19 protein-coding genes are annotated in these 25,124 nt (G+C 72.9%); 3 read left to right on the plus strand and 16 right to left on the minus strand.

The window, feature by feature from the left end:
• Positions 1 to 21: 21 nt before the first annotated feature.
• From RV983_RS11080 to rimP, 9 genes are all read right to left on the minus strand, one after another.
• Positions 22 to 975 carry a bifunctional riboflavin kinase/FAD synthetase gene (locus RV983_RS11080; RefSeq protein WP_475985626.1) on the minus strand — a complete coding sequence of 318 codons (954 nt, stop codon included), beginning with the start codon at positions 973 to 975 and terminating at the stop codon, positions 22 to 24.
• A gap of 189 nt (positions 976 to 1,164) precedes the next feature.
• Complete coding sequence (locus RV983_RS11085; RefSeq protein WP_475985627.1) at positions 1,165 to 4,848, minus strand: serine protease; 3,684 nt, start codon at positions 4,846 to 4,848, stop codon at positions 1,165 to 1,167.
• A 1,387-nt stretch (positions 4,849 to 6,235) separates the two neighbouring features.
• Positions 6,236 to 7,108: a tRNA pseudouridine(55) synthase TruB gene (gene truB, locus RV983_RS11090; protein WP_475985628.1), complete on the minus strand. Its 873-nt coding sequence runs from the start codon at positions 7,106 to 7,108 to the stop codon at positions 6,236 to 6,238.
• Entirely contained in the window at positions 7,105 to 7,587 is a 483-nt protein-coding gene (gene rbfA, locus RV983_RS11095; protein WP_475985629.1) for a 30S ribosome-binding factor RbfA, read from the minus strand. The genes truB and rbfA overlap by 4 nt, the downstream gene beginning before the upstream one ends.
• Before the next feature lie 42 nt (positions 7,588 to 7,629).
• Positions 7,630 to 7,923 carry a DUF503 domain-containing protein gene (locus RV983_RS11100; RefSeq protein WP_319665367.1) on the minus strand — a complete coding sequence of 98 codons (294 nt, stop codon included), beginning with the start codon at positions 7,921 to 7,923 and terminating at the stop codon, positions 7,630 to 7,632.
• A 144-nt stretch (positions 7,924 to 8,067) separates the two neighbouring features.
• Complete coding sequence (infB, locus tag RV983_RS11105; protein WP_475985630.1) at positions 8,068 to 11,229, minus strand: translation initiation factor IF-2; 3,162 nt, start codon at positions 11,227 to 11,229, stop codon at positions 8,068 to 8,070.
• Positions 11,230 to 11,389: 160 nt separating this feature from the next.
• Complete coding sequence (locus RV983_RS11110) at positions 11,390 to 11,668, minus strand: YlxR family protein (protein WP_475985631.1); 279 nt, start codon at positions 11,666 to 11,668, stop codon at positions 11,390 to 11,392.
• A 78-nt stretch (positions 11,669 to 11,746) separates the two neighbouring features.
• Complete coding sequence (gene nusA / locus RV983_RS11115; RefSeq protein WP_475985632.1) at positions 11,747 to 12,733, minus strand: transcription termination factor NusA; 987 nt, start codon at positions 12,731 to 12,733, stop codon at positions 11,747 to 11,749.
• A 2-nt stretch (positions 12,734 to 12,735) separates the two neighbouring features.
• The gene (gene rimP / locus RV983_RS11120) at positions 12,736 to 13,260 is read right to left on the minus strand and encodes a ribosome maturation factor RimP (RefSeq protein ID WP_475985633.1); all 525 of its coding nucleotides are present in this window, start codon (positions 13,258 to 13,260) and stop codon (positions 12,736 to 12,738) included.
• A gap of 168 nt (positions 13,261 to 13,428) precedes the next feature.
• Here rimP and RV983_RS11125 point away from each other — a divergent pair, with 168 nt between their 5' ends.
• The 3 genes from RV983_RS11125 to RV983_RS11135 are packed head-to-tail and all read left to right on the plus strand — an operon-like array spanning position 13,429 to position 15,394.
• Positions 13,429 to 13,995: a hypothetical protein gene (locus RV983_RS11125; protein ID WP_475985634.1), complete on the plus strand. Its 567-nt coding sequence runs from the start codon at positions 13,429 to 13,431 to the stop codon at positions 13,993 to 13,995.
• Between the two features lie 7 nt (positions 13,996 to 14,002).
• Positions 14,003 to 14,431: a ferritin-like domain-containing protein gene (locus RV983_RS11130; RefSeq protein ID WP_475985635.1), complete on the plus strand. Its 429-nt coding sequence runs from the start codon at positions 14,003 to 14,005 to the stop codon at positions 14,429 to 14,431.
• A 30-nt stretch (positions 14,432 to 14,461) separates the two neighbouring features.
• Positions 14,462 to 15,394, plus strand: coding sequence for an aminoglycoside phosphotransferase family protein (locus RV983_RS11135; RefSeq protein ID WP_475985636.1), 933 nt, complete (start codon positions 14,462 to 14,464; stop codon positions 15,392 to 15,394).
• Positions 15,395 to 15,490: 96 nt separating this feature from the next.
• On the opposite strand, the gene RV983_RS11140 is transcribed toward RV983_RS11135, so the two are convergent.
• The 7 genes from RV983_RS11140 to RV983_RS11170 form a co-directional block, all read right to left on the minus strand.
• Entirely contained in the window at positions 15,491 to 17,179 is a 1,689-nt protein-coding gene (locus RV983_RS11140) for a proline--tRNA ligase (RefSeq protein ID WP_475985637.1), read from the minus strand.
• Between the two features lie 69 nt (positions 17,180 to 17,248).
• Positions 17,249 to 17,782, minus strand: a complete 534-nt coding sequence (locus RV983_RS11145) for a GNAT family N-acetyltransferase (RefSeq protein WP_475985638.1) — start codon at positions 17,780 to 17,782, stop codon at positions 17,249 to 17,251.
• 14 nt (positions 17,783 to 17,796) lie between these two features.
• A complete protein-coding gene (locus RV983_RS11150) occupies positions 17,797 to 18,642 on the minus strand; it encodes a GNAT family N-acetyltransferase (RefSeq protein WP_475985639.1) in 846 nt (281 codons plus the stop codon).
• Between the two features lie 139 nt (positions 18,643 to 18,781).
• Complete coding sequence (gene ispG / locus RV983_RS11155; protein ID WP_475985640.1) at positions 18,782 to 19,936, minus strand: flavodoxin-dependent (E)-4-hydroxy-3-methylbut-2-enyl-diphosphate synthase; 1,155 nt, start codon at positions 19,934 to 19,936, stop codon at positions 18,782 to 18,784.
• A 100-nt stretch (positions 19,937 to 20,036) separates the two neighbouring features.
• Entirely contained in the window at positions 20,037 to 21,362 is a 1,326-nt protein-coding gene (locus RV983_RS11160) for a M50 family metallopeptidase (protein ID WP_475985641.1), read from the minus strand.
• Entirely contained in the window at positions 21,359 to 22,636 is a 1,278-nt protein-coding gene (gene dxr / locus RV983_RS11165) for a 1-deoxy-D-xylulose-5-phosphate reductoisomerase (protein WP_475985642.1), read from the minus strand. The genes RV983_RS11160 and dxr overlap by 4 nt, the downstream gene beginning before the upstream one ends.
• A gap of 77 nt (positions 22,637 to 22,713) precedes the next feature.
• Positions 22,714 to 24,651 (minus strand): acyl-CoA dehydrogenase family protein, encoded by a 1,938-nt coding sequence (locus RV983_RS11170; RefSeq protein ID WP_475985643.1) that lies wholly within the window; start codon positions 24,649 to 24,651, stop codon positions 22,714 to 22,716.
• Positions 24,652 to 25,124: the final 473 nt, after the last annotated feature.

The following is a 25,124-nucleotide window of genomic DNA, read 5'->3' on the forward strand; positions in this document are numbered from 1 at the left end:
GCGGGGAAGAGGGCGCGGCGATCACTCGGAGCCGTGCGTCTCCACCAACTCCCGGGCCTGCTTGACGTCGTCCGCCATGCGTTCCAGCAGCGCGTCGATGGTGTCGAACTTCTCCATCCCTCGCAGGTACGCGAGGAAGTCCACGGCGACGTGCAGTCCGTACAGGTCCAGGCCGACACGGTCGATGGCGTACGCCTCGACCGTGCGCGCGGTGCCGTCGAAGGTGGGGTTGGTGCCGACGGAGATCGCGGCGGGCATGGCCTCGTCGCCGACGTGCAGCCAGCCCGCGTACACGCCGTCCGCGGGGATCGCGGTGTGCGGCACCGTCTCCACGTTCGCGGTGGGGTAGCCCAGGTCGCGGCCGCGCTGCGCGCCGCGGACGACCACGCCCTCGACGCGGTGCGGGCGGCCGAGGATCTCCATGGCGCCGGCCACGTCGCCCTCGGCGATCAGGCGCCGGGTCATCGTGGAAGAGAACGGCTGTCCGTCGCCCGCCGCGCCGGTCAGGTACAGGTCGACGACATCGACCTCGTAGTCGTACTTCAGGCCCATCGCCGACAGGAACTCCACGTCCCCGGCCGCCTTGTGCCCGAAACGGAAGTTGGGGCCCTCGATGACGACGCGTGCGTGCACCGCCTCGACCAGCACCGTGCGGATGAAGTCGCCCGGCGAGAGCCGGGAGAACTCGGCGGTGAAGGGGAGGATCAGCAGCGCGTCGACGCCCAGCTCTGCCATCAGCTCGGCACGGCGGTGGTGTGCCGCCAGCAGCGGCGGGTGGCTGCCGGGCCGCACGACCTCGCTGGGGTGGGGGTCGAAGGTGACGACGACGGAGGCCGCGCCGAGCTCCCGGGCACGCTCCACGGCACGGCCGATGATCAGCTGGTGCCCACGGTGCACGCCGTCGTACGAGCCGATGGTGACGACGCTGCGTCCCCAGTCGCCCGGGACGTCCTCCAAGCCTCGCCAGCGCTGCACTGTGACCGCTCCTCGACCGCTGTTGGTTGTCCGTTTGCAGGTCCAAGACTGCCATGCCGGGCACCCCACCGGCGCGGCGCCCCCACGGACGCGGCGGGCCGCCGCCCGCTCCGGGCCCGCGCAGCGGGGTGCCATCCGGACCCGGAACCGGCTCCATGATCGTCACGGCCGCCGCTTCCATCACCCGGTTCACAGCACCAGGGCGGTCGCCTCCGGTGCCCGGGCGGGCCGGGTGCCCGGAGCCGGCTGGTCGAAGGCACGCCGGGCGCTCGGCCCGACGAGCGTGTCCCAGACCCCGGCGCCGCCGTCCGACGTGAGCCAGCCGCGCACCTGCCGGGCGAAGCCCGGATGGGCGGCGGCCAGCTGCACCAGCCGGCGGTCGAAGAACGTCGCTCCCTCGGGGGAGCGGCAGAGCATGACGCCGACGCGGTGCACCAGGTCGCGGGTCATCGGCGCGGGCCGCAGGGCGCAGCCGCCGGCGGCCGCCGTGAGCAGGGCGTCGAGCACGCCGTGATCGCGTTCACGTTCCAGGAGGATGTCCAGGAGCTCCTGGCGCAGCGGCCGCGAGGCGGGGCCGCCGGGTGCGGCCAGCACGGGTGCCAGGGCGCGCCGCACCTCGGGGGGATGCTCCCGCAGCAGCCCTGCGGTCAGCGGGAGCAGCACCGCCCGCACGCCCGGGCCGTCCTCCAGGCGGCGGTCGAGGTACTCCGCGACATGGGTGGCACCCTCGGGACGGTGCTCCAGGTGGTCGCGGACGAGGTCGGCGGCGCGGCGGGCCAGCGACTGGTCGCCGATCTCCGCCAGGGCGCGCAGCACCTCGGCGCCGCCCCCGCCCGGCTCGCGCAGCCGGGTGCGGAAGGCGGCCAGAACCGGGTCGGGACGGGTGGCCAGGGCGGTGGCCAGCGCGTCCGCGGGCAGCCGCGGGTCGCCGGCGGCGAAGCGTTCCAGGGCGGCGGGCAGGTGGAAGGACCGGGTGGCCGGGTCCCGTACGAGGACGGCGAGGGCCGCGCCGTGCAGGGTGCAGTCGGCGGGGCGGGCGAGGATCGCCAGCGCGGCATAGCGCAGCAGGCGGCGGTCGGCGGGAACGGTGACGTGCGGGGCCGTGCGCAGGCTGTAGGAGGCGGCGGCCACATGGCGTTCCGGGCGTCCGTCGTGGGCCCAGCGGTCGACGGCCCGGCAGACGGCGGCCGGTTCGTCCTCGGCGAGCGCGGCCAGCAGCTCGTCGGCCCGCGGGTGGGCGGCGGCGACCAGGGTCTCGGTGAGATCGTCCACGGCGCGGTGGCGGTGGGTGTGCAGCAGGGCCTGCGCGGCGGTGGCCACGCTCGGACGGGGACCGCCCGGAACCGACTGCAGCGGCCGCTCGTCGGCGAACCAGGCGCAGACGGCGGGCAGCGCCTCGCGGGGCGCCGCGGCCAGCTCCTCTCCCGCGGCGGTCAGGAAGCGCTCCTCGTCCCCGCCCTGCGGCGGCGCGTCGGCGGGGAGCAACTGCCGCAGCAGCGCCAGCCGTTCATCCAGCGGCAGCCGCAGCCGGCGCCAGAACCACGGCCCGAACTGCCCGAGCCCGGGGGCCTCCCGGAATCCCCCGGCCTCGATCGACCGGGCCGTGATCCGTTCCGCCAGCAGCCGCAGCACGTCCCGGTACGGCAGCGCGTCCGGCACCCTCAGCAGCGCCTCGCCGAGCAGATGCGCGGCCCACCACACGGCGTCCGCCCGGCGAGCCCGCTCCCATTCCTGGCCGGCCGCCGGACTCGCCCCGCTCCGGCCGCGTGGGCGCGGCACGCCGTCGAGCAGTGGGATCCCGGCGCCGCGGAGGGCGGAGGGCGGCGTCGCATGCCCGTCGAGCGCGAGCACCAATGCCTCCAGCCTGCCGGCGAGTTCGGCGGACCCCGACCGGCGGGCGGTCAGCAGCAGCGACTGCACGACCGGCCCGATGCGGTGCCGGGGCACGGGCAGCGAGCGCGGCGCGGACGGCGGCGCCAGCGGCGGCGCGGGCGGTACCGGCGGTGTGCCGCCCCGCCCCGCGGCGGCCGGCGGCCGCGACGGCAGACGTACGGGGGCCTCCGCCGCACCGCCCTGCGGGGTCGCGGCGGACCAGCGGTGCACCAGCGCGTGCAGCGCCTGGTCCAGCTCCAGATGGCCGCCCTGGAGCCAGTCCGCGAACTCCTCGTGCGCGAAGCGGTATCCGGCGCCCGCGGGGACCACGAGCCCCTCGGTGAGCACCGCGGAAGCCCACCCAGTACGCCACGGGAACAGCTCCTCGAACGACTCGCGGTCCAGCTCCCCCTGCCCCGGCCCAAGGCAGCGCCGCGCCGCCTCGTGCGCCCGGCCCGCCACGCGCGCCGCCAGGCGCCGCACCGCCGAACCGCGCGGGTCGCCCCGGCCTTCGGCGGCCAGCCGCACCGCGATCCGCAGGCACACCAGGTCCAGGTGCGCCTCGAAGACCTCCGCCCGGTCCGGGCGCTGCCCGGGACCGTCCGCCACGCCCTCCGGGAGCGCCGCCCGCACCTCCGACAGCAGCCGCAGCGCCAGCGGATGCGCCTCGTCCTGCTCCGCGAGGGCCCCTTCCGGGACGCCGTACCGCTCGCGCGCCCGACGGGCCTGCGGCTCCGCCAGGTCCCCCAGGCGCACGCAGGCGGGCAGGGACCGGGTGCCGCCGCGCCGCCCCGGGTCGTGCAGCACGCCCCGCGGGAAGAGCCCGCCCGCCTGCTCCCAGAACTCCGGGCGGCACGCCACGACCAGCCGCACCCCGGCCGCCCGCAGCCAACTCGCCGTGCCCGCGACCCAGTCCGGCAGGCAGTGCGCCAGCACCGGCGGCATCTCCTCGGGACCATCCAGTACCACCAGCAGCGGGCGCCCGGCGCCCTCGGCCAAGTGCGCCACCGCATCCGGCGAGGTGTCGGGCGCGGCATCCCCGGGCGCCGTCCCCGCGTGCACGATGCGGCCCGCGGCACGCAGCGACCGCTCCACCGCGTCCTTCAACCCACCGTCCCCCGCGTGGAGTTCGGCCCCCCGCAGCCACAGCGTCGGCGCCGGCTCCGCACCTGTCGCGCGCCGCACGGCCAGTGCCGCCAGCTCCGTCGTACGGCCGCAGCCCGGATCCCCCACCAGGCCCAGCACGAGCGGACGGCCTCCCCCACCGCCCTCCGCGAACGCCCGCAGTACCTCCTCCGTCTCCGGGCGCACGACCGGCTCCCGCCCCCACAACCCGTGCGGCGCGCCCGCGGAGCCCACGGAGGTGGCGGTCAGCTGGAGCGCCCCCGCGAGATTCAGGTGCGCCGCGTACGCCGGGACCGTCGCCGCGTTCCGGTCCAGCAGTTCGCCCAGCCCCCGCAGCGGCACAGCGAAGCCGTCCGCCCGGTGCCCGGCGTGCAGCGCGGTCACCACGACGCCCAGCACGGCCCCCGTGTCCGGGTCGAGCACGGGCGCGCCCGACACCTGCGGACCCGGTTCCCACCCCCGCGCGGCCAGCTCGTACACCTCGTCCAGCACATGGAAGCGGTCCGTCGCGGTGTAGGTGACGGACGCCGTCCCGACGATCTCCGCGTCCGTCCACTCCCGGCCCCGCAGCCGCACTCTCCCCGGCCGCACGGCCGCCGCGACCGGCAACGGCGGCACGCCCTCCAGCCCCTCCACCGCCACGAGCGCCAGCCCGAGCCCGGGCAGCGGTGTGATGGCGTCCGCCTCCGCGAGGATCGTCTGTTCGCCCCACGCGTGCAGCACGACGCGCACCAGCCCGTCGACGGCCTCGTGACTCGTCACCAGCGTCCCGCACCCACCGGCCGCCTCCGCGAGGAATCCCGTCCCTCGCGGCCGTCCGGCCAGGTCACAGACGCGCACCAACGCCCGTTCCACCTCAGCGGACTGCACCGCCATCCGCGCACCTCCCCGCCACAGTGCCCGTTTCGACCGTAGACGTCCGGTGATCGTTCCAACAGATCCCCAGGTGAACGCGCCCCCAAGCGCTCCCTCTCTTCACTCCGAGCGCCTGCCCGTTGGGGTGAATTGATCTTGCGGCCTGGATAGGCACCACTGCGGGGGGAATCGTGCGGCGCGGGCCGCGAGGGGGGAGGGTCCGCGCCGTACGCTGCGCTTCGCTGTACCGGGTTTTTTTCCCCGCCCGCCCACCTGTGTGCCCTGTGAAGTCAGTGACCCCGACGCAAGTTGTCTGAGGGCCGGGTTCGGGGCCTCCGGGGCTGGCCATTCTGGACAGCACATTTAGGTGCCTCAGGCGCCTGCTTTGATTACCCCGGGTTGTGCACCCAAATATGCTCCAGTGTCCAGAACGCCCACCCCTACGACCCCGCCCCCTCCGTTGTGTTTGCGCCTGATCCCCGGTGGGGGGTGTGGAGGCGGTCCGGGGTGGTCGCGGTTGCCTGGACGCGGCCTCGCGGTGGCGGTCGGGGCGTGCAGTCGGCTGTGAACCCATGAGGTTGCCCGGTGCCCCCTCCCGCCTTGTGTGGGGGCGACGGACGCCCGGTGGGCGGTGCGGGGCCGTTCCGGGGTGGTCGCGGTGCTTTGCGGCCCCGCGGTGGCGGTCGGGGCGTGCAGCCGGCTGCGAGCCCGCGGGATTGCCCGGCGTCCCCTCCTGCTGTGCGTGCGACGCCAGGCGCCCGATGGGGGGTGGGGGAGGTCGCGGTTGCCTGGATGCGGCCTTGCGGTGGGGGTCGGGGCGTGCAGCCGGCTGTGAGGCCAGGGGGTGCCCGGTGCCCCCTTCCGCCGTCCGGGGTGGTCGCGGTTGCCTGGATGCAGCCCCGCGGCTGGCCGTGAGCCCTCGGTGGAGGTACAGGGGGCGGTTGTGGCTCGTGTCATCGTCGGTGCAGCGCAGTCGGGTTGCGGGAATGATCACCCAGCGGCGCCGGGCTGCGGTGTGGCGGCCCCGCTGTGCGGGCTGCGGTCGTCGGCCTGCGGAGTGGACGGGGTCCGGTCTGTCGAGGGTTCCCGCGCCGTTGGCGCTGCGTCGACGGGTGCCCCAGGCACGGCGCCGCCCTCACCCCCCACCGGGGATCAGGCGCATGACGAAACCTGAGGGGGCGGGGGTGTAGGGGTGGGCGTTCTGGACACTGGAGCATATTTGGGTGCACAACCCCGGTGCGCAATGTGAAGGCCCTGAGGCACCTAAATGTGCTGTCCAGAATGGTCAGCCCCGGAGGCCCCGAACCCGGCACCCACGTAAACGGGCGCCGGGGTCACTGACTTCACGGGGCTGGGGGCACCCCCGGCCGAAGGTTGGGGGAGGGCGGGCGGGCGGGGAAAAACCCGGTCAGGCGAAGTTGGCCAGGATGCGCGCCTGCCCCTCACGCCCCTCCACAAGCGCCAGAAAGCGCCCGTCCGGCCCGAACACCCCCGTCGGCTCCGCCCCCACCGCGGGGGGCGCGTCGAGCCGGACGCCGTTGCCGAGCAGACCGGCCGCGCGCTCGTCGACGTCCCAGCGGGGGAACGCCGCCGCGGCGGCCTCCGCGATGGGAAGGACCGCGAAGGACTCGGCCAGTTCCTCCAGCGTGCGGGCGAGGCCCGCTCCGTAGGGCCCGACCCGGGTGCGCCGCAGCGCGGTGAGGTGGCCGCCGACGCCCAGTCCCGCACCGAGGTCCCGCGCGAGGGCGCGGATGTACGTGCCGGAGGAGCACTCGACCGTGACGTCGACGTCCACGAGGTCGTCGTCCTCGCGCCGCACGTCCCGCACGACGAACGAGGACACCGTCACCGGCCGGGCGGCCAGCTCGAACTCCTCGCCGCCGCGCACGCGCGCGTACGAGCGGACGCCGTTCACCTTGATCGCGCTGACCTTGGACGGCACCTGCATGATGTCGCCGGTGAGCGCCGCTATACCCGCGTCGACGGCCTCGCGGGTGACCGCGCCCGCGGGGACCGCGGCCGTGATCTCGCCTTCGGCGTCGTCCGTGACGGTGGTCTGGCCGAGCCGGATCGTGGCTTCGTACTCCTTGCGCGTGAGCGCGAGGTGCCCGAGCAGCCGGGTGGCCTTCTCCACGCCGATGACGAGGACGCCCGTCGCCATGGGGTCGAGCGTGCCGGCGTGGCCGACGCGACGGGTCCCGGCGAGCCTGCGCAGCCGGGACACGACGTCGTGCGAGGTCATACCGCCCGGCTTGTCGACGATGACAAGCCCGTCCTTCACCGGGCTTCTCCCTCGGCGCCCTGGTCGCCCTCGGCCTCGGCCTCGGCCTCGTCGTCGTCGTCGGACGGCTTGCGGTAAGGGTCGGCCTCTCCGGCGTACGCGGCGTCGGTGGCGCTCTTGCGCACCTCCTCGTCGGCCGCACGGGCCTTGGCGAGCAGGTCGTCGATGGTGCGCGCGTTCTCCGGGACCGCGTCGGCGACGAACGTCAGCGACGGCGTGAAGCGCACGCCCGTCTGCCGTCCGACCTCCGAGCGGAGGACGCCCTTGGCGCTCTCCAGCGCCGCCGCCGAGGCGGCACGCTCCTCGTCGTCCCCGAAGACCGTGTAGAAGACGGTCGCCTCCCGAAGGTCACCGGTGACCCGGGTGTCCGTGATCGTGACGTACCCCAGCCGCGGGTCCTTGATCCGCCGCTGGAGGGTCTCCGCGACCACGACCCGGATGCGGTCCGCCAGCTTGCGCGCCCGCGCGGTGTCGGTCATGCCTGCTCTTCTCTCTACTCTTCACTCTTCGGTACGTGAGTGTCAGTCGTCGTCCCCGTGGATCTGCTGCCGCGCCGACAGCAGGTCCACCTCGGGGCGGGCGACCATCCATCGCTCGCAGCGTCCGAGTACGTCATTGATGTGCCCGAGATCCCCGGACACAACCGCCACGCCGATTTCGGCCCTGCGGTAAAGATCATGGTGGTCGACCTCCGCCACGCTGACCGCGAACTTGCGGTGCAGCTCGGCCACGATGGGCCGGACGACGGAGCGCTTCTCCTTGAGCGACCGGACGTCGCCGAGAAGCAGATCAAAGGACAGCGTCCCTACAAACATGGGTGTCAGGTCAAGCCGACCTGTGGGGCCTCGTGGCGAACAGTGCGAGCACTGCGAACAGTAAGCACCACACTAAAGGCAACGGCCGGGGCCGATCGACGGAATTTTTCTTCCACCGACCGGCCCCGGACACGGCACCAGCGATCAGACGCGCGGCTTCTCGCGCATCTCGTAGGTCGCGATGACGTCGTCGATCTTGATGTCGTTGTAGTTGCCGAGGTTGATACCGCCCTCGTAACCCTCACGAATCTCGGTGACGTCGTCCTTGAAGCGCCGCAGACCCTCGATGTTGAGGCTCTCGGCGACGACCTTGCCGTCGCGCAGGAGGCGCGCCTTGGTGTTGCGCTTGACCTCGCCGGAGCGGATGAGCACACCGGCGATGTTGCCGAGCTTGGAGGAGCGGAAGACCTCGCGGATCTCGGCGGTGCCGAGCTCCACCTCCTCGTACTCGGGCTTGAGCAGACCCTTGAGCGCCGCCTCGATCTCCTCGATGACCTGGTAGATCACCGAGTAGTAGCGGACGTCGACACCCTCACGCTCGGCCAGCGACGTGGCGCGGCCCTCGGCCCGCACGTTGAAGCCGATGATGATCGCGTCGGAGCCCGCCGCCAGGGTGACGTCGGTCTCGGTGACCGCACCGACACCCCGGTGGAGGATGCGCAGGTCCACGTCCTCGCCGACGTCGAGCTGGAGCAGCGAGGACTCCAGGGCCTCGACCGAACCGGACGCGTCGCCCTTGATGATGAGGTTGAGCTGCTGGACCTCGCCGGCCTTGAGCACCTTGTCCAGGTCCTCCAGGCTGACCCGGCGGCGGGACTTGGCGAAGGCCGCGTTCCGCTCGCGGGCGGCACGCTTCTCGGCGATCTGACGGGCCGTACGGTCCTCGTCGACCACCAGGAAGTTGTCGCCGGCACCCGGCACGTTCGTCAGACCGAGCACCAGGACCGGGGTCGAGGGGCCGGCTTCTTCGAGCGTGTTGCCGGCGTCGTCGAGCATCGCGCGGACACGGCCGTACGCGTCGCCGACCACCATGGTGTCGCCGACCCGCAGGGTGCCGCGCTGGACCAGGACGGTCGCCACGGCGCCGCGGCCGCGGTCGAGGTGGGCCTCGATCGCGATGCCCTGTGCGTCCTGCTCGGGGTTGGCGCGCAGGTCGAGCGCGGCGTCCGCGGTGAGGACCACGGCCTCCAGCAGGCCGTCGATGTTGAGGCCCTGCTTGGCGGAGATGTCGACGAACATGGTGTCGCCGCCGTACTCCTCGGCCACCAGGCCGAACTCGGTCAGCTGACCGCGCACCTTCGTCGGGTCCGCGCCCTCGACGTCGATCTTGTTGACCGCGACCACGATCGGCACGTCGGCCGCCTTGGCGTGGTTCAGCGCCTCGATCGTCTGCGGCATGACGCCGTCGTTCGCCGCCACCACGAGGATCGCGATGTCGGTGGACTTGGCACCACGGGCACGCATGGCGGTGAACGCCTCGTGACCGGGGGTGTCGATGAAGGTGATGGCCCGGTGCGCGCCGTTGACCTCGGTGGCCACCTGGTAGGCACCGATGTGCTGGGTGATGCCGCCGGCCTCGCCCGCGACCACGTTGGTCTTGCGGATCGCGTCGAGAAGGCGGGTCTTGCCGTGGTCGACGTGACCCATGACGGTCACGACCGGCGGACGCGCGACGAGTGCTTCCTCGCCGCCCTCGTTCTCGCCGAACTCGATGTCGAAGGACTCGAGCAGCTCGCGGTCCTCCTCCTCCGGGCTGACGACCTGGAGGGTGTAGTTCATCTCGTCGGCAAGCATCTGCAGCGTGTCGTCGGAGACGGACTGGGTCGCGGTGACCATCTCACCGAGGTTCAGCATCACCTGGACGAGCGACGCCGGGTTGGCGCCGATCTTCTCGGCGAAGTCCGTCAGCGACGCGCCACGGGACAGGCGCACGGTGTCGCCGTTGCCGCGAGGCAGCATCACACCGCCGACGGACGGGGCCTGCATGGCCTCGTACTCCTGGCGCTTCGCACGCTTCGACTTGCGCCCACGGGCCGGACGGCCACCGGGGCCACGGCCGAAGGCACCCTGCGTGCCACCACGGCCACCCGGACCACCGGGACGACCGCCGAAGCCGGGACGGCCACCGCCGCCGGCGAAGCCACCGCCGCCGGCACCGGGGGCACCGCCACCCGGACGCGGGCCGCCGAAGCCGCCGCCGCCACCGGGACGACCGGCACCGCCGCCGCCACCGGGACGACCGGCGAAGCCGCCGCCGCCACCGGGACGACCCGCGCCGCCGCCGCCACCGCCGGGACGCGCGCCCGGACGGGCACCGGCGCCGGCACCGGGACGACCGGGACCGCCGCCCGTGGAGGCGGGACGCTGCGGCATCATGCCCGGGTTCGGACGAGGACCGCCGCCCTGCGGACGGGGCATCCCGCCCGGGGTCGGACGAGCACCGGACGGGGCACCGCCGCCGGGACGCGGCGCGCCACCCGGACGCGGACCGGCGGCACCCGGGGCGCCACCGGGGCGCGGACCGGGCTGGCCGGGGGCTCCGCCGGCCGGACGCGGCGCCTGCGGGCGCGGCATGCCGGTGGAGCCGGAGGTGAAGGGGTTGTTGCCCGGACGGGGACCGGCCGGACGTGCGGCACCACCCGGACGCGGCGCCTGGCCGCCCGGACGCTGGCCGCCGGGGCCGCCCTGGCCACGGCCACCGTCACGCTGACCGTCGCGCTGTCCCTCACGCTGACCGTCCCGCTGGCCGGGGCGCGGCGCGCTGCTGGGACGCGGACCGGGCTGACCGGAACGCGCGGCGGGGCGCTCGGTGCGCTCGGCCGGGGCCGGACGCTCGGGAGCCGGACGCTCGGGAGCCGGAGCCTGCGGAGCGGCCGGCGGGGCGGAGAACTCCGCCTGCGGCACCGGGGTGACCGGCGCGGGCTTGGCCGGAGCCGGCTTGGGGGCCGGCGTCGGGCGCGGACCGGGAGTCGGCGCGGAGCCGGTCGCGGGCCGGGCGGTGGGGGTGGATCCCGTCGCCGGCTTGGGAGCCGGGGCAGCGGGACGGGCCGGCGCGCCCGGAGTGGGGGCGGCCGGCTTTGTGGGCGCTTCCTTGCGGGGCGCCGCGGGCCTGGCGGCGGAGGGCTTTCCGGGGGCGGAACCGCCACCGGGGCCCTGCAGTGCGTCAGTCAACTTGCGAACAACCGGCGCCTCGATCGTCGAGGACGCCGAACGGACGAATTCGCCAAGTTCTTGGAGCTTGGCCATGACGACCTTGCTCTCAACTCCGAACTCCTTGGCGAGTTCGTATACCCGGACCTTAGCCACTTCGCTCCTTCATGAGGTCCGGGGTGGTCGTCCGCCGGACCGTCGCTACTTCATGGGCGTACTCATCGCGTGCTCATCGAGTGCTCATCGCAATCTCGACCTACTTCCAACTCGCGGGGTACCTGGACCGCACGGTCGCCCGTGCGCTCTCCTTGCTCACTCACAGTGTCGCCTGCTCGACATGATCGCGGAGTTCCGCGGTGTCCAGCGGTCCCTGGGCCCGGAAGGCCCGCAGAAACGCCCGACGGCGGACCGCCAGGTCGAAACAGACGGTGTCGGGGTGCACATAGGCACCCCGACCGGGCAGCGTACCGCGAAGATCGGGGACACAGGAGCCCCCGACCGTCACCACACGCAGCAGATCGTGCTTGGCCGCTCGCTCCCTGCAGCCGATGCATGTGCGCTCCGGGCGTGCTGGGCCGTGCGTCCGGCCAGACATCTTTAGTCTACCTCCCCGCGCCGACCTCACCCCTCTGGGTTATGCGACGCACGGTCGAACCTCTACGGAAAACGGGTGCTACTGCTCGGCCGGCTCGGTGTCCGGGCGGATGTCGATCCGCCAGCCCGTGAGCCGCGCCGCCAGGCGCGCGTTCTGCCCTTCCTTGCCGATCGCCAGCGACAGCTGGTAGTCCGGCACGGTCACCCGGGCGGAACGGGCACCCATGTCGACGATCTCCACCTTGCTCACCCGCGCGGGTGACAGGGCGTTCGCCACCATCTCACCCGGTTCGTCGGACCAGTCGACGATGTCGATCTTCTCGCCGTTCAGTTCGGCCATCACGGCACGCACCCGGGCGCCCATCGGGCCGATGCAGGCGCCCTTGGCGTTCAACCCCGAACGGGTGGAGCGCACCGCGATCTTCGTACGGTGGCCGGCCTCGCGGGCGATGGCCGCGATCTCCACGGACCCGTCCGCGATCTCCGGGACCTCCAGCGCGAAGAGCTTCTTCACCAGGCTCGGGTGGGTGCGCGACAGGGTCACGGACGGGCCGCGCACACCCTTGGCGACGCGGACGACGTACGAGCGCAGCCGGGTGCCGTGCTTGTAGTCCTCGCCGGGGACCTGCTCCTGCACGGGCAGGATGGCCTCCAGTTTGCCGATGTCGACCAGTACGTTCTTCGGGTCCTTGCCCTGCTGGACCACGCCGGTGACGATGTCGCCCTCGCGGCCCGCGTACTCGCCGAAGGTGATCTCCTCCTCGGCGTCACGCAGCCGCTGGAGGATCACCTGCTTGGCGGTGGTCGCCGCGATCCGGCCGAAGCCGCTCGGCGTGTCGTCGAACTCCCGGGACTCGGCGCCCTCGGGGGTCTCCGCCGCGTCCTCCTTGGCCCACACGGTCACATGGCCGTTCGTGCGGTCCAGCTCGACGCGTGCGTCGCGCCGGCTGCCGGGCTCACGATGGTAGGCGATGAGGAGCGCCGACTCGATCGCCTCGACCAGCAATTCGAAGGAGATCTCCTTCTCCCGGACCAGACCCCGCAGGGCACTCATGTCGATGTCCACGGCTACGCCTCCTCAGTACTCTCGTCGCCGTCGGTATCGGCATCGGCCGGGTCCTTGCGACTGAATTCGATCTCCACCCGCGCCTTGGCGATCTCGCCGAAGGCGATGCGGGCGGGCTTGGGCTTGCGCCCCTTGACACCCGGGACCTCGAGGTCGAGACCGTCCTCGTCGACCGCCATGATCCGCGCGACCAGCTCACCGCCGTCGACCCGGGTCAGCTTGACCAGTCGGCCCTCGTTGCGCCGGTAGTGACGCGGCGCGGTGAGCAGGCGGTCCACGCCCGGCGAGGAGACCTCCAGCAGGTACGCCGTGCCGCCCATGGCGTCGGCGTCGTCCAGTGCCTGCGAGATCTCCCGGCTCAGATCGGCGAGGGTGTCCAGCGGGGCGCCCTCGTCGGAGTCCACGATCACCTGGAGTTGGCGCCGGTTCCCGGCCGCGGTCACCTTGATCTCTTCCAGATCCAGCCCCGTCTTCGCGACGAGGGGCTCAAGCAGCCCGCGCAGCCTCTCGCTCTGGGTGGTGCTCATCCGGGTGACTCCTCGGCCGCGTGTGCTGTTGTGGTGGAAGGTCGTGTGTCGGGCCAAAGCCTATCGGTTCGGGTGCCGGAACGACGATTCGGCGCCCGCGGAGGGCCGTCGCAGGGCGCGTCCCCGGCGCCGGTACCCTCTCCGGTGGTGATCACGGGAAGGGGCACTGTGCCACTCAGGAACATTCCGCGCCGGCGTGCGGTCCGCACCGCTCTCGTCCTGCCCGTCCTGCCGGCCGCGGCCGGACTGCTCGGCGGCTGCTCCGACCAGCCGGGGCGGCGCTCCGGCGCCCCGGGGCCGTCCTCGCCCTCCCCCGCTCCGGGCGAGATCCTGCGCGAACGGGCCGTCCGGGACAGCGGCGCGCTGCTCGCCCACTACGACGCCACGATCGCCGTCCACCCGGGGCTGGCCACGCGGCTGCGCCCGCTGCGGGCCGAAGTGGCCCGGCACGTCGCGGCGTTCGGGCCGCCGGCCGGCCGCGGGCCCGTCTCCTCACCGAGCGCCTCGGCGTCCGTCCCCGCCGCCCCCTCGTCCTCCCCCGCGCCGTCGGCCCCGGTTTCCGTGTCCGTTCCCCCCGGCGAGGACGCGGCACGTGCCGCCCTCGCCGCCGCCGAACGGACGCTCGCGGGCGAACGCGCGGGCGCGCTGCTCGACGCCCCGCCCGAACTCGCCCGCCTGCTCGCCTCGGTGGCCGCATGCGGCGCGGGACACGTCCTGCTGCTCAAGGAGAAGTGACCGGTCCATGGCACAGCAGCAGCCGCTCGCGGCCGTCCAGGCCGCCCTCGCGGCCGAGCACGCCGCCGTCTACGGCTACGGCGTCGTCGGCGCCCGCATCGGTGCCGACCCCACCGGGCGGGCCGCCGCCGGCTACGACGCCCATCGCGCCCGCCGCGACTCCCTGCGCCGCACCGTCACCGACCTGGGCGGCGAGCCCGTCGCGGCCTCGGCGGCGTACACGCTGCCCTTCCCCGTCCCGGACCGCGCGGCGGCGATCCGCCTCGCCGCCGAACTGGAGGACCGGGTCGCCGGTGTCTACGCCGACCTCGTCCGCGCCGCCGACGCCGGCCTGCGCCGCGAGGCCGCCGACGCGCTCCGCGAGGCCGCAGTGCGTGCGGTGGGCTGGCGCGGCGGGAGCGTAGCCTTCCCGGGGCTGGCCGAGCGCGGCCGGTAGACCCGATCCGCAGGAGGGACAGACCCCCGCATGACCCCGGCACCGCAGCACCTCGAGCCGCCCGAGCGGCTGATCCGCACCATCAGCGCCTGGGAGGGCGACCCGGGCCGCGCCTGGCTCGCCGCGCTCCCCGAGCGCGCCGCGGACCACCTCGCGCGCTGGGACCTGCGACCGGAACGGGTGCTCTCCCCCGGCGGCCAGATCAGCATGGTCGTCCTGGTCCGCCAGGCCGACGGCACCCCCGCCACGCTCAAGCTCGGCCTCGTCACCGACGAGACCCGGCACGAGCACGCCGCGCTCGCCCGCTGGGACGGACGCGGCGCGGTCCGGCTGCTGCGCGCCGACCCCGACGAGGGCGTCCTGCTCATGGAACGCCTCCACGGCGACGTCTCGCTGCGCTCGCTGCCCGAGCCGAAGGCGATGCTGGAGGCGTGCGCCACGCTCCAGCGGCTGTGGGTGCCGCTGGCGCCGGACGACGCCCACCCCTTCACGTCCGTGGCCGACCACACGGCCGGGCTCGCGGCGCGGCTGCGGGAGCGGGCCGGCGAGCCGTACGTCGACGCGGATGTGCGGCCCCTCATCGACGAGGCCCTCGCGACCCGGGACGCCCTGGCGGACGCGTCCGGGCCTTCCGTGCTGCTGCACGGGGACTACCACCACGGCAATGTGCTCTCCGCCGACCGCGTCCCCTGGCTCGCCATCGACCCCAAGCCGCTCGTCGGCGACCCCGCCTTCGATCTCGCGTGGCTCGTCCGCGACCGCCTGGAGACGCTGGTGGCCATGCCCGGCTCTCAGGCGGCGGCACGGCGTCGGGTCACCAAACTGTCCGACGCGCTCGAGGTGGACCGGGACCGGGTGCGGGGGTGGGCGCTGTTCCGGGCGGTCGAGGCGGGCGTCTGGGCGTTCTCGGTCGGCGACCGCACGGCGGGTGAGCTCCTGCTCGAGTTCGCGGGCCTGCTCTGATCCCTGCCGGGTTTTTCCCCTCGCCCTCCCTCCCTCGGCCGAAGCCTGGGGGAGGGAGGGCCGGCGGGAAAAAGCCCGGTACAGCGAAGCGCAGCGCTACGCCGAGAGACGGGAGACCGCGTCCGCCACGGTCAGTTCCTCCCGCTCCCCCGTACGCCGGTCCTTGAGCTCGACGACGCCGTCGCCCGCGCCCCGCCCGACGACCAGGATCGTGGGCACGCCGAGCAGTTCCGCGTCCGTGAACTTGACGCCGGGCGAGACGCCGGCGCGGTCGTCGACGATGACCCGGACACCGGCGGCGTGCAGTTTCCCGGCGACCTCGAGCGCCAGCTCGATCTGCAGGGCCTTGCCCGCGGCGACGATGTGGACGTCGGCCGGGGCGATCTCGCGCGGCCAGCACAGGCCCTGCGCGTCGGCAGTCTGCTCGGCGATCGCGGCGACGGCGCGGGAGACGCCGATGCCGTAGGAGCCCATGGTGACCCGGACCGGCTTGCCGTTCTGGCCGAGGACGTCGAGCTCGAAGGCGTCGGCGTACTTGCGGCCGAGCTGGAAGATGTGGCCGATCTCGATGGCCCGGTCCAGTTTGAGGCCGGCGCCGCAGCGCGGGCAGGGGTCGCCGGGCTCGACCGTGACGACGTCGAGGTACTCGTCGACCTGGAAGTCGCGGCCCACGACGACGTTGCGGGCGTGCGTGTCGGGCTTGTTGGCGCCGGTGACCCAGGCGGTGCCGGGGGCGACGCGGGGGTCGGCGAGGTAGCGGACGCCGGTCAGGCCCTGCGGGCCGACATAGCCGCGGACCAGGTCGGGGCGTCCGGTGAAGTCCTCCGCGGTGACGAGCTCGACCTCGGCGGGGGCGAGGTGTTCGGCGAGCTTGCCGAGGTCCACCTCGCGGTCGCCGGGGACGCCGACGGCGACGATCTCGCCGTCGACCTTGACCAGGAGGTTCTTCAGCGTCGCGGAGGCCGGGACGCCCAGGTGCGCCGCCAGCGTCCCGATGGTCGGGGTGTCGGGGGTGTCGACCTCCTCGACGGGCGGGTGGTCGGCGTTCTCGACGGGGGCCACGACGGTGGTGACGGCCTCGGTGTTGGCCGCGTAGTCGCACGCGGGGCAGTCCACGAAGGTGTCCTCGCCCGCCGCGGCGGGGGCGAGGAACTCCTCGGAGGCCGAGCCGCCCATGGCGCCGGAGACGGCGGAGACGATCCGGAAGTCGAAGCCGAGGCGCGAGAAGATCTTGATGTAGGCCTCGCGGTGGAGGCGGTAGGCCTCGGCCAGGCCCTCGTCGGTGGTGTCGAAGGAGTAGGAGTCCTTCATCTGGAACTCGCGGCCGCGCAGGACGCCGGAGCGGGGCCGGGCCTCGTCGCGGTACTTGGTCTGGATCTGGTAGAGGATCACCGGCAGGTCCTTGTACGACGCGGCCTGGTCCTTGACGACCTGGGTGAAGATCTCCTCGTGGGTGGGACCGAGCACGTAGTCGGTGCCCTTGCGGTCGCGGAGCTGGAAGAGCAGGTCGCCGTACTCGCCCGCGCGGCCCGTCGCCTCGTAGTTGTCGCGCGGGAGCAGCGCGGGCAGCAGGACCTCCTGCCCGCCGATGGCGTCCATCTCCTCACGGACGACGCGCGAGACGTTCTCCAGGACCCGCTTGCCGAGCGGCAGCCAGGTCCACACCCCCGCCGAGGAGCGGCGGACGTATCCGGCCCGGACCAGGAGCTTGTGGCTCGCGGTCTCGGCGTCGGCCGGGTCGTCGCGCAGCGTCTTGAGCATCAGCTTGGACATGCGCAGGACCATGGGGCTCTCCAGGGGGTTTCGTGCCGTTGTGGCGAGGATATCGACCCGCCGGGTGCCCCAGGAAACCGATTAGCGCAGGAGCGGCAGCCAGGCACCCATGACCGCGTACGGACTCGCCGCGCTGGGGAAGTGCACCGGGCGTGCGAGATCGGTGTAACCGAGGGCGCGGTACAGGCGGCGGGCCCGGCTCTCGGTGTCGATGGCCGACAGGATGCTGCGGGGCTGGGCGGCGGCGTCGGTGATCGCGGTGATGAGGGTGCGCCCGATGCCGCGGCACTGGAAGTCGGGGTGGACGTGCAGTTCGGTGATGGTGAAGGAGTCGTCGAGCCAGTCGTCGGTGCCGGTGCGGCGCAGGTAGGGCTCGACGACTGTGGACCACCAGTGCGTACGGTGGTTGGGCATGCCGTACACGAACCCGGCAAGCCGTCCGTCCGGGGCGAGGGCGCCGAGCGCGCGGACACCGGGGAGACCGAGGTGGCGCAGCACGATCTGGCGGCGGATGGCGACCTCCTCCGCGCCCAGCCCGAAGGCGACCGCCTGGACGGCCAGTGCCTCGTCCACCCGTGCCGTCAGGTCGATCGGCTCGACCGCCACGTCATCCATGGGCGGGGACACTACTAGAACAGGACGCTCATGAACGCGCCGACCTCGGTGAACCCGACGCGCCGGTAGGCGGCCCGGGCGGCCGCGTTGAAGTCGTTGACGTAGAGGCTGGCCACGGGGGCGACGTCGCGCAGCGCGTAGTGCAGCACGGCCGCCATGCCGGTCTCGGAGAGCCCCCGGCCGCGGTGGTCGGGGTCGACCCAGACGCCCTGGATCTGGCAGGCGTGCCGGGTGACGGCGCCGATCTCGGCCTTGAAGACCACCCGGCCGTCCTCGATGCGCGCGAACGAGCGCCCCGCGGAGACGAGTTCGGCGACCCGCGCCTGGTAGATCAGACCGCCGTCGCCGGCGAGCGGGGAGACGCCGACCTCCTCGGTGAACATGGCCACGCATGCGGGCATGATCACGTCCAGTTCGTCGCGCCGCACCCGGCGCACGAAGGGGTCGGGTTCGACGTCGGCGGGCAGTGCCCGGGTGACCATCAGCGGCTGGTGGGAGCGGATCTCACGGGCCGGTCCCCAGCTCCGTTCGAGCAGCGACCACAGCGCGGCGGTGGACTCGGCGGCGCCGACGATGGAGGAGCAGCGGCGGCCCGAGCGCAGCGCCCGGTCGGCGAAGGCGCGCACGGCTTCGGGGCCCGCGCAGATGGGGACCAGGTTGGCGCCCGCGTAGCACAGGGCCTCCAGCCGGCCGCCGAAGTACCAGCCCCACAACTCGCCGCCGAGCCGCCACGGGTCGAGCCCGGCCACAGCGACCCGGGAGGCGACGAAGGCGTTGGCCACCGGATCCCGGTCGAGCACCGCGAGGACGGCGTCGAGTTCTCCTGGTTCCAGAACCTTGGTCGTCGTGGTCGTCAACACGTGGGCGCCTCACCGTACGGGCAGCGGTGGTCGGGGAAGTCCCAGAACCTTACCCCGCCGCAGCGCGTTCCGCCCCTGCCGCCCCGCATCCCGGACCGGGAGGGGAGACAGGGGCGGGACGGTACGCCTGCGCGGGAAGTCAGCTGACGGAGACGGAGGGCTCGCCGGAGGTGATGCCGTCGGCCTCCATCTGCTCGGCGAGCTTCATGGCCTCCTCGATGAGGGTCTCGACGATCTTCGACTCCGGCACGGTCTTGATGACCTCGCCCTTCACGAAGATCTGCCCCTTGCCGTTGCCCGAGGCCACCCCCAGGTCCGCCTCGCGCGCCTCACCCGGACCGTTGACGACACAGCCCATCACCGCGACCCGCAGCGGGACCTCCATGCCCTCGAGCCCCGCCGTCACCTGATCGGCCAGCTTGTACACATCCACCTGCGCCCGCCCGCACGACGGGCACGACACGATCTCCAGCCGCCGCTGCCGCAGGTTCAGCGACTCCAAAATCTGGATGCCGACCTTCACCTCCTCCGCCGGAGGAGCCGACAGCGACACCCGGATCGTGTCCCCGATCCCCTCGCTCAGCAGCGCGCCGAACGCCACCGCCGACTTGATCGTCCCCTGGAACGCCGGACCCGCCTCGGTCACCCCCAGGTGCAGCGGGTAGTCGCACTGCGCCGCCAGCAGACGGTAGGCGTTGACCATCACCACCGGGTCGTTGTGCTTCACCGAGATCTTGATGTCCCGGAAGCCGTGCTCCTCGAACAGCGAGCACTCCCACAGCGCCGACTCCACCAGCGCCTCGGGAGTCGCCTTGCCGTACTTCTCCAGCAGACGCCGGTCCAGCGACCCGGCGTTCACCCCGATCCGGATCGGCGTGCCCGCGTCGGAGGCCGCCTTCGCGATCTCCTTCACCTTGTCGTCGAACTGCCGGATGTTGCCCGGGTTCACCCGCACCGCCGCACAGCCCGCGTCGATCGCCGCGAACACGTACTTCGGCTGGAAGTGGATGTCGGCGATCACCGGGATCTGCGACTTCCTCGCGATCGTGGCGAGTGCGTCCGCGTCGTCCTGCGAAGGGCAGGCCACCCGCACGATCTGGCAACCGGAGGCGGTGAGCTCGGCGATCTGCTGAAGCGTGGCGCCGATGTCCGCGGTGACGGTGGTGGTCATGGACTGGACGGAGACCGGTGCGTCGCCACCGACGGCCACGGATCCGACCTGGATCTGGCGGCTCTTGCGGCGGTCGGCGAGCTTGATCGGAACGGACGGCATCCCGAGCGAAATCGCGGTCATGTGCGTGGCATCCCCAAAGTACGCGGATCGAGGTCCCGGCGGCATGGGCGGGCTCCGTTGAACGAGACTACGTCACCCCACCCACGCCCAGGACATCGCGCTAGGTCAAACGCACCGGATTGATGAGATCCGCGGCCATGACCAGGGCCGTGAAGCAGATGAAGACGCCCGCGATCACATAGGCGACCGGCATCAGCTTCGCCACGTCGAACGGGCCCGGGTCGGGGCGCCGGAAGACACGGGCGAGACTGCGCCGCAGGGACTCCCACAGGGCGCCCGCGATGTGGCCGCCGTCCAGCGGGAGCAGCGGCAGCATGTTGAAGAGGAAGAGGGCCAGGTTGACCCCGGCGAGCAGGTTCACCATCAGGGCGATCTTCTGCGTGGCCGGCAGGGGCAGGGAGAAGACGTCACCGCCCAGACGCGCCGCGCCGATCATGCCGACCGGGGAGTCGGGCTGGCGTTCGGCGCCGGCGAAGACCGAGTTCCACAGGGCGGGGATCTTGCCGGGGAGCGCCCCGAGCGACCGGACGCCGTCCTCCGCGGTGGTGGCCATGTGGTCGACCGACTGGCCGAAGTCCAGCCGCACGACGCCGTTCGCGGGCGTGAAGCCGAGGAAGCCGGCCTGGACGTACTGGCCCTTGACGACCACGCCCTCGCTGTCGGTCTTGACGACCTTGTTGGCGATCAGGTTCGCGTGCAGGTCCACGGTCTTGCCGTCGCGCACCACGGTGATGGTGGCGGGGCCGATGGTCTTGCGGATCTGCTGCTGGAGCACCGTCCACTGGGTGTCGTCGACCTTGACGCCGTTGAGCGCCACGATCCGGTCGCGCTTTTGGAGTCCGGCCGCCTTGGCGGGCGCCGCCGGGTAGGAGCCCTGGGCGCAGGGGTCCTTGGAATCCAGCGCCTTGGTGTCGGACGCGGGGATGACGCAGTCGGAGACCGAGCCGACCGTCGTGGTCTGGGTCTGGAAACCGAAGACCATGAAGAGCATCAGGAAGAGCCCGAACGCCAGGACCAGGTTCATGAAGGGTCCGGCGAACATCACGACCACGCGCTTCCACGGCTTGCGCGTGTAGAACATCCGGGTCTCGTCGCCGGGCTGGAGCTCCTCGTAGGCCGCCGAGCGGGCGTCCTCGATCATGCCCCGGAAGGGCGAGGTGGAGCGGGCGGTGACCCGGCCGTCGTCACCGGGCGGGAACATGCCGATCATGCGGATGTAGCCGCCGAGCGGAACGGCCTTGACGCCGTACTCGGTCTCGCCCTTGTGCCGCGACCAGATGGTCGGCCCGAAGCCGACCATGTACTGGGGGACGCGGATCTTGAAGAGCTTGGCGGTGGAGAGGTGGCCGAGCTCGTGCCAGGCGATGGAGAACAGCAGGCCCACGAAAAACACCGCGAGCCCCAGGACCCACATGAGTGCCGTCATACGCGTGCCGCCTCCGTTGTCGCCTGTTCCGCTTGTTCCGCAGCCAGTTCCCGGGCACGGGACCGTGCCCAGCTTTCCGCTTCGAGGACGTCCTCGACGGTGAGAGAAGTTCCCGCCGTGGGGCTGCCGTGCTCCTCCACCACCCGCGCGACAGTGTCCACGATGCCGGTGAAGGGCAGCGAACCCGCGAGGAACGCGGCCACGCACTCCTCGTTGGCCGCGTTGAACACCGCGGGCGCGGTACCGCCGAGGTTACCGACGTGGCGCGCGAGCGCCACCGCCGGGAACGCCTCGTCGTCGAGCGGGAAGAAGGTCCAGGTCGCCGCCTTCGTCCAGTCGCACCCCGGCGCGGCGTCGGGCACCCGCTCGGGCCAGCCCAGCCCCAGCGAGATCGGCATCCGCATGTCCGGCGGGCTGGCCTGGGCCAGTGTCGAACCGTCCGTGAACTCCACCATCGAGTGAACATACGACTGCGGGTGGACGACGACCTCAATGCGGTCGAAGGGAATGTCGAAGAGCAGGTGGGCCTCGATGACCTCCAGGCCCTTGTTGACCAGGGTGGCGGAGTTGATCGTCACCACCGGTCCCATGTCCCAGGTGGGGTGGGCCAGCGCCTGCTGCGGGGTGACCCCGGCCAGCTCCTCCCTGGTCCGCCCCCGGAACGGGCCGCCGGAGGCCGTGACGACGAGCTTGCGGACCTCGGAGCGGGCGCCGCCCATCAGGGCCTGGAAGAGCGCGGAGTGCTCGGAGTCCACCGGCACGATCTGCCCGGGCTCGGCCACCGCCTTCACCAGGGGCCCGCCGACGATCAGCGACTCCTTGTTGGCGAGGATCAGGACGCGGCCCGCCTCCAGGGCGGCCAGCGTCGGGCGCAGCCCGATCGAACCGGTGATGCCGTTCAGCACCGAGTGGCAGGGCCGGCCGGCCAGCTCGGTCGCCGCGTCGGGGCCCACGAGCACCTCGGGCTGCGGCTCGCTCCCGTACCGCTCGGCCAGGGCCTCGCGCAGCGGTTCCGCGGCCTTCTCGTCGGCGACGGCGACCGTCTCGACGCCCAGCTGAAGTGCCTGGTCGGCGAGCAGCCCGACCCGGCCGCCGGCCGCGGACAGGGCGACCACCCGGAAGCGGTCGGGGTTGCGCAGCACGACGTCGATGGCCTGGGTGCCGATCGATCCGGTCGAGCCGAGGATCACGATGTCGCGCGGGCCGTCGTGGGCGGCGGTGGCCGTGTCCGGTCCGGTCGGCCGCAGGTGCGGGTCGGCGAGAGAGTCGGTCATCCCCCCATTGTGTCCGGTCGGCGGCACGCCGAGGGCACCGCCTCCGGGAAGCGGTGCCCTCGGGTGCGGCCGGCCGTTCAGCGGATCGGCCGGTGGACGTTCTCCCTGCCGGAGGGTCCGGGGTCGGTGGCGGCGATCCACGGGCCGTCGCCCGAGGGATCGACGATGCCGGACTCGAGCCAGGTGTAGGCGCCGCCGAGGACGCCGTCGACCACCTTGCGGTCGATGGTGTCGGTGTTGGCCCACAGGCGGCCGAACAGCTCCTCCACCCGCAGCCGCGACTGGCGGCAGAAGGCGTCGGCGAGCTGGTAGGCCTCGCGCCCGTTCTGGCTGCGGGTGCGCAGCATCTCGGCGCGGACGCAGGCGGCGCTCATGGCGAACAGCTCGGCCCCGATGTCGACCACACGGCCGAGGAAGCCCTGTTTGGTCTCCATGCGGCCCTGCCAGCGCGACATCGCGTAGAAGGTCGAGCGGGCGAGCTTGCGCGCGCTGCGCTCCACGTAGCGCAGGTGCGCTGCGAGGTCGGGGTGGCCCGACGGGTGGAAGCTGCCGTACGCGGCCGGGAGTTGGCCGGGGCCGGCGACCAGTTTCGGCAGCCAGCGGGCGTAGAAGCCGCCGGCCTTCATACCGGCCTTGGCCTTGTCGCCGAGGGCCTTGTCGGGGTCGATGAGGTCGCCGGCCACCGACAGGTGGGCGTCGACGGCCTCGCGGGCGATCAGCAGGTGCATGATCTCGGTCGAGCCCTCGAAGATCCGGTTGATGCGCAGGTCGCGCAGCAACTGCTCGGCCGGCACGGCCCGTTCACCGCGCGCGGCGAGCGACTCGGCGGTCTCGAAGCCGCGGCCGCCGCGGATCTGGACGAGCTCGTCGGCCATCACCCAACCCATCTCGGACGCGAAGAGCTTGGCGAGCGCGCCCTCAATGCGGATGTCGTTGCGGTTCTCGTCGGCCATCTGGCTGGACAGCTCCATGACGGCCTCGAGGGCGAACGTCGTCGCCGCGATGAAGGCGATCTTCGATCCGACGGCCTCGTGCTCGGCGATCGGCTTGCCCCACTGCTCACGGGCCACCGACCACTCGCGGGCGACCTTCAGGCACCACTTGCCGGCCGCGACGCAAGACGCGGGCAGCGACAGGCGGCCGGTGTTGAGGGTGGTCAGGGCGATTTTCAGACCCGAGCCCTCGGGGCCGATGCGGTTCTCGGCGGGGACCCGCACCCGGTGGAAGCGGGTGACGCCGTTCTCGATGCCGCGCAGACCCATGAAGGAGTTGCGGTTCTCGACGGTGATGCCCTCCGAGCCCGCCTCGACCACAAAGGCGGTGATGCCGCCCTTGTGGCCCTCGCTCCTCGGCACCCGGGCCATGACGACCAGCAGATCGGCCACGACGCCGTTGGTGGTCCACAGCTTGACCCCGTCGAGGACGTAGGAGTCCCCGTCCGGAACCGCCGTGGTGGCCAGGCGCGCCGGGTCGGAGCCCACATCGGGCTCGGTGAGCAGGAAGGCGGAGATGTCGGTGCGGGCGCAGCGCGGCAGGAACCGCTCCTTCTGCTCCGGGGTGCCGAACATCTTCAGCGGCTGGGGAACGCCGATCGACTGGTGCGCGGAGAGCAGCACGCCGACGGCGGGGCTGGCGGACCCGACCAGGGCCAGCGCCTTGTTGTAGTAGACCTGCGTGAGACCGAGTCCGCCGTATTTGGGGTCGATCTTCATACCGAGGGCGCCGAGCTCCTTGAGCCCGGTGATGACCTCGTCGGGGATGCGCGCCTCGCGTTCGATCAGCGCGCCGTCCACCTTCGTCTCGACGAAGTCGCGGAGCTTGGCCAGGAACTCCTCGCCACGCTGGACCTGTTCGGTCGACGGGGTGGGGTGGGGGTGGATCAGGTCGAGCCGGAAGCGTCCCAGGAACAGTTCCTTGGCGAAGCTGGGCTTGCGCCATTCCTGTTCCCGGGCTGCCTCGGCGACCTGGCGTGCTTCGCGTTCCGAGACGGTGGGGCGGGCTGGACTTGCGGACATGGGGGCATCACCTCGTGTCGTTACCGACGGGTGCTACGTGTTCGTTAGTACCCCGGTTCCGGCATGGTCACCAGCCCTCGCGCGCCGCGGACCGGGCCCGTGCCGCCCGCCGGCCCCTCTCGGCCGCGCCGGGGCGGGGCGGGCGCGGGCGTCCCCGCGGCCCGCCGGGGGCGCCGCGGCAGGCCGGTCCGGCGGCGCGCCGGTCGCGGATGACGTGGTGTCAGCAGGGCTTTCACGGTGTCCGCTTCGCGGTCCGGGCGGGCGGGTCCGCCGCTCTCGGGCGCCGGTCCGTGACGCCGCTGGACGGGCTCGCGCGCGGCACTGTGCCGGGAGTACCCGGGGCACCCGTTCCGCCTCCGGGGGATTCGCCGCGGCGCCCGGCTCCACCCGGGTGAACGCCCGGGCCGCCCCGAGGGCCGCACGCCTGGGGCCAGCACTTCACGGAGCGTCGGGCGGGGACAACGCGGCCGGGG

The sequence above is a fragment of the Streptomyces sp. RLA123 genome (assembly GCF_056270165.1).

Coding starts and splice junctions, on each gene's coding strand:
- RV983_RS11085 (WP_475985627.1), bottom strand. CDS start 4,848: ATGGCGGTGCAGTCCGCTGAGGTGGAACGGGCGTTGGTGCGCGTCTGT.
- rbfA (WP_475985629.1), bottom strand. CDS start 7,587: ATGACCGACACCGCGCGGGCGCGCAAGCTGGCGGACCGCATCCGGGTC.
- RV983_RS11100 (WP_319665367.1), bottom strand. CDS start 7,923: ATGTTTGTAGGGACGCTGTCCTTTGATCTGCTTCTCGGCGACGTCCGG.
- RV983_RS11110 (WP_475985631.1), bottom strand. CDS start 11,668: ATGTCTGGCCGGACGCACGGCCCAGCACGCCCGGAGCGCACATGCATC.
- rimP (WP_475985633.1), bottom strand. CDS start 13,260: ATGAGCACCACCCAGAGCGAGAGGCTGCGCGGGCTGCTTGAGCCCCTC.
- RV983_RS11130 (WP_475985635.1), top strand. CDS start 14,003: ATGGCACAGCAGCAGCCGCTCGCGGCCGTCCAGGCCGCCCTCGCGGCC.
- RV983_RS11135 (WP_475985636.1), top strand. CDS start 14,462: ATGACCCCGGCACCGCAGCACCTCGAGCCGCCCGAGCGGCTGATCCGC.
- RV983_RS11140 (WP_475985637.1), bottom strand. CDS start 17,179: ATGGTCCTGCGCATGTCCAAGCTGATGCTCAAGACGCTGCGCGACGAC.
- RV983_RS11145 (WP_475985638.1), bottom strand. CDS start 17,782: ATGGATGACGTGGCGGTCGAGCCGATCGACCTGACGGCACGGGTGGAC.
- ispG (WP_475985640.1), bottom strand. CDS start 19,936: ATGACCGCGATTTCGCTCGGGATGCCGTCCGTTCCGATCAAGCTCGCC.
- RV983_RS11160 (WP_475985641.1), bottom strand. CDS start 21,362: ATGACGGCACTCATGTGGGTCCTGGGGCTCGCGGTGTTTTTCGTGGGC.
- dxr (WP_475985642.1), bottom strand. CDS start 22,636: ATGACCGACTCTCTCGCCGACCCGCACCTGCGGCCGACCGGACCGGAC.
- RV983_RS11170 (WP_475985643.1), bottom strand. CDS start 24,651: ATGTCCGCAAGTCCAGCCCGCCCCACCGTCTCGGAACGCGAAGCACGC.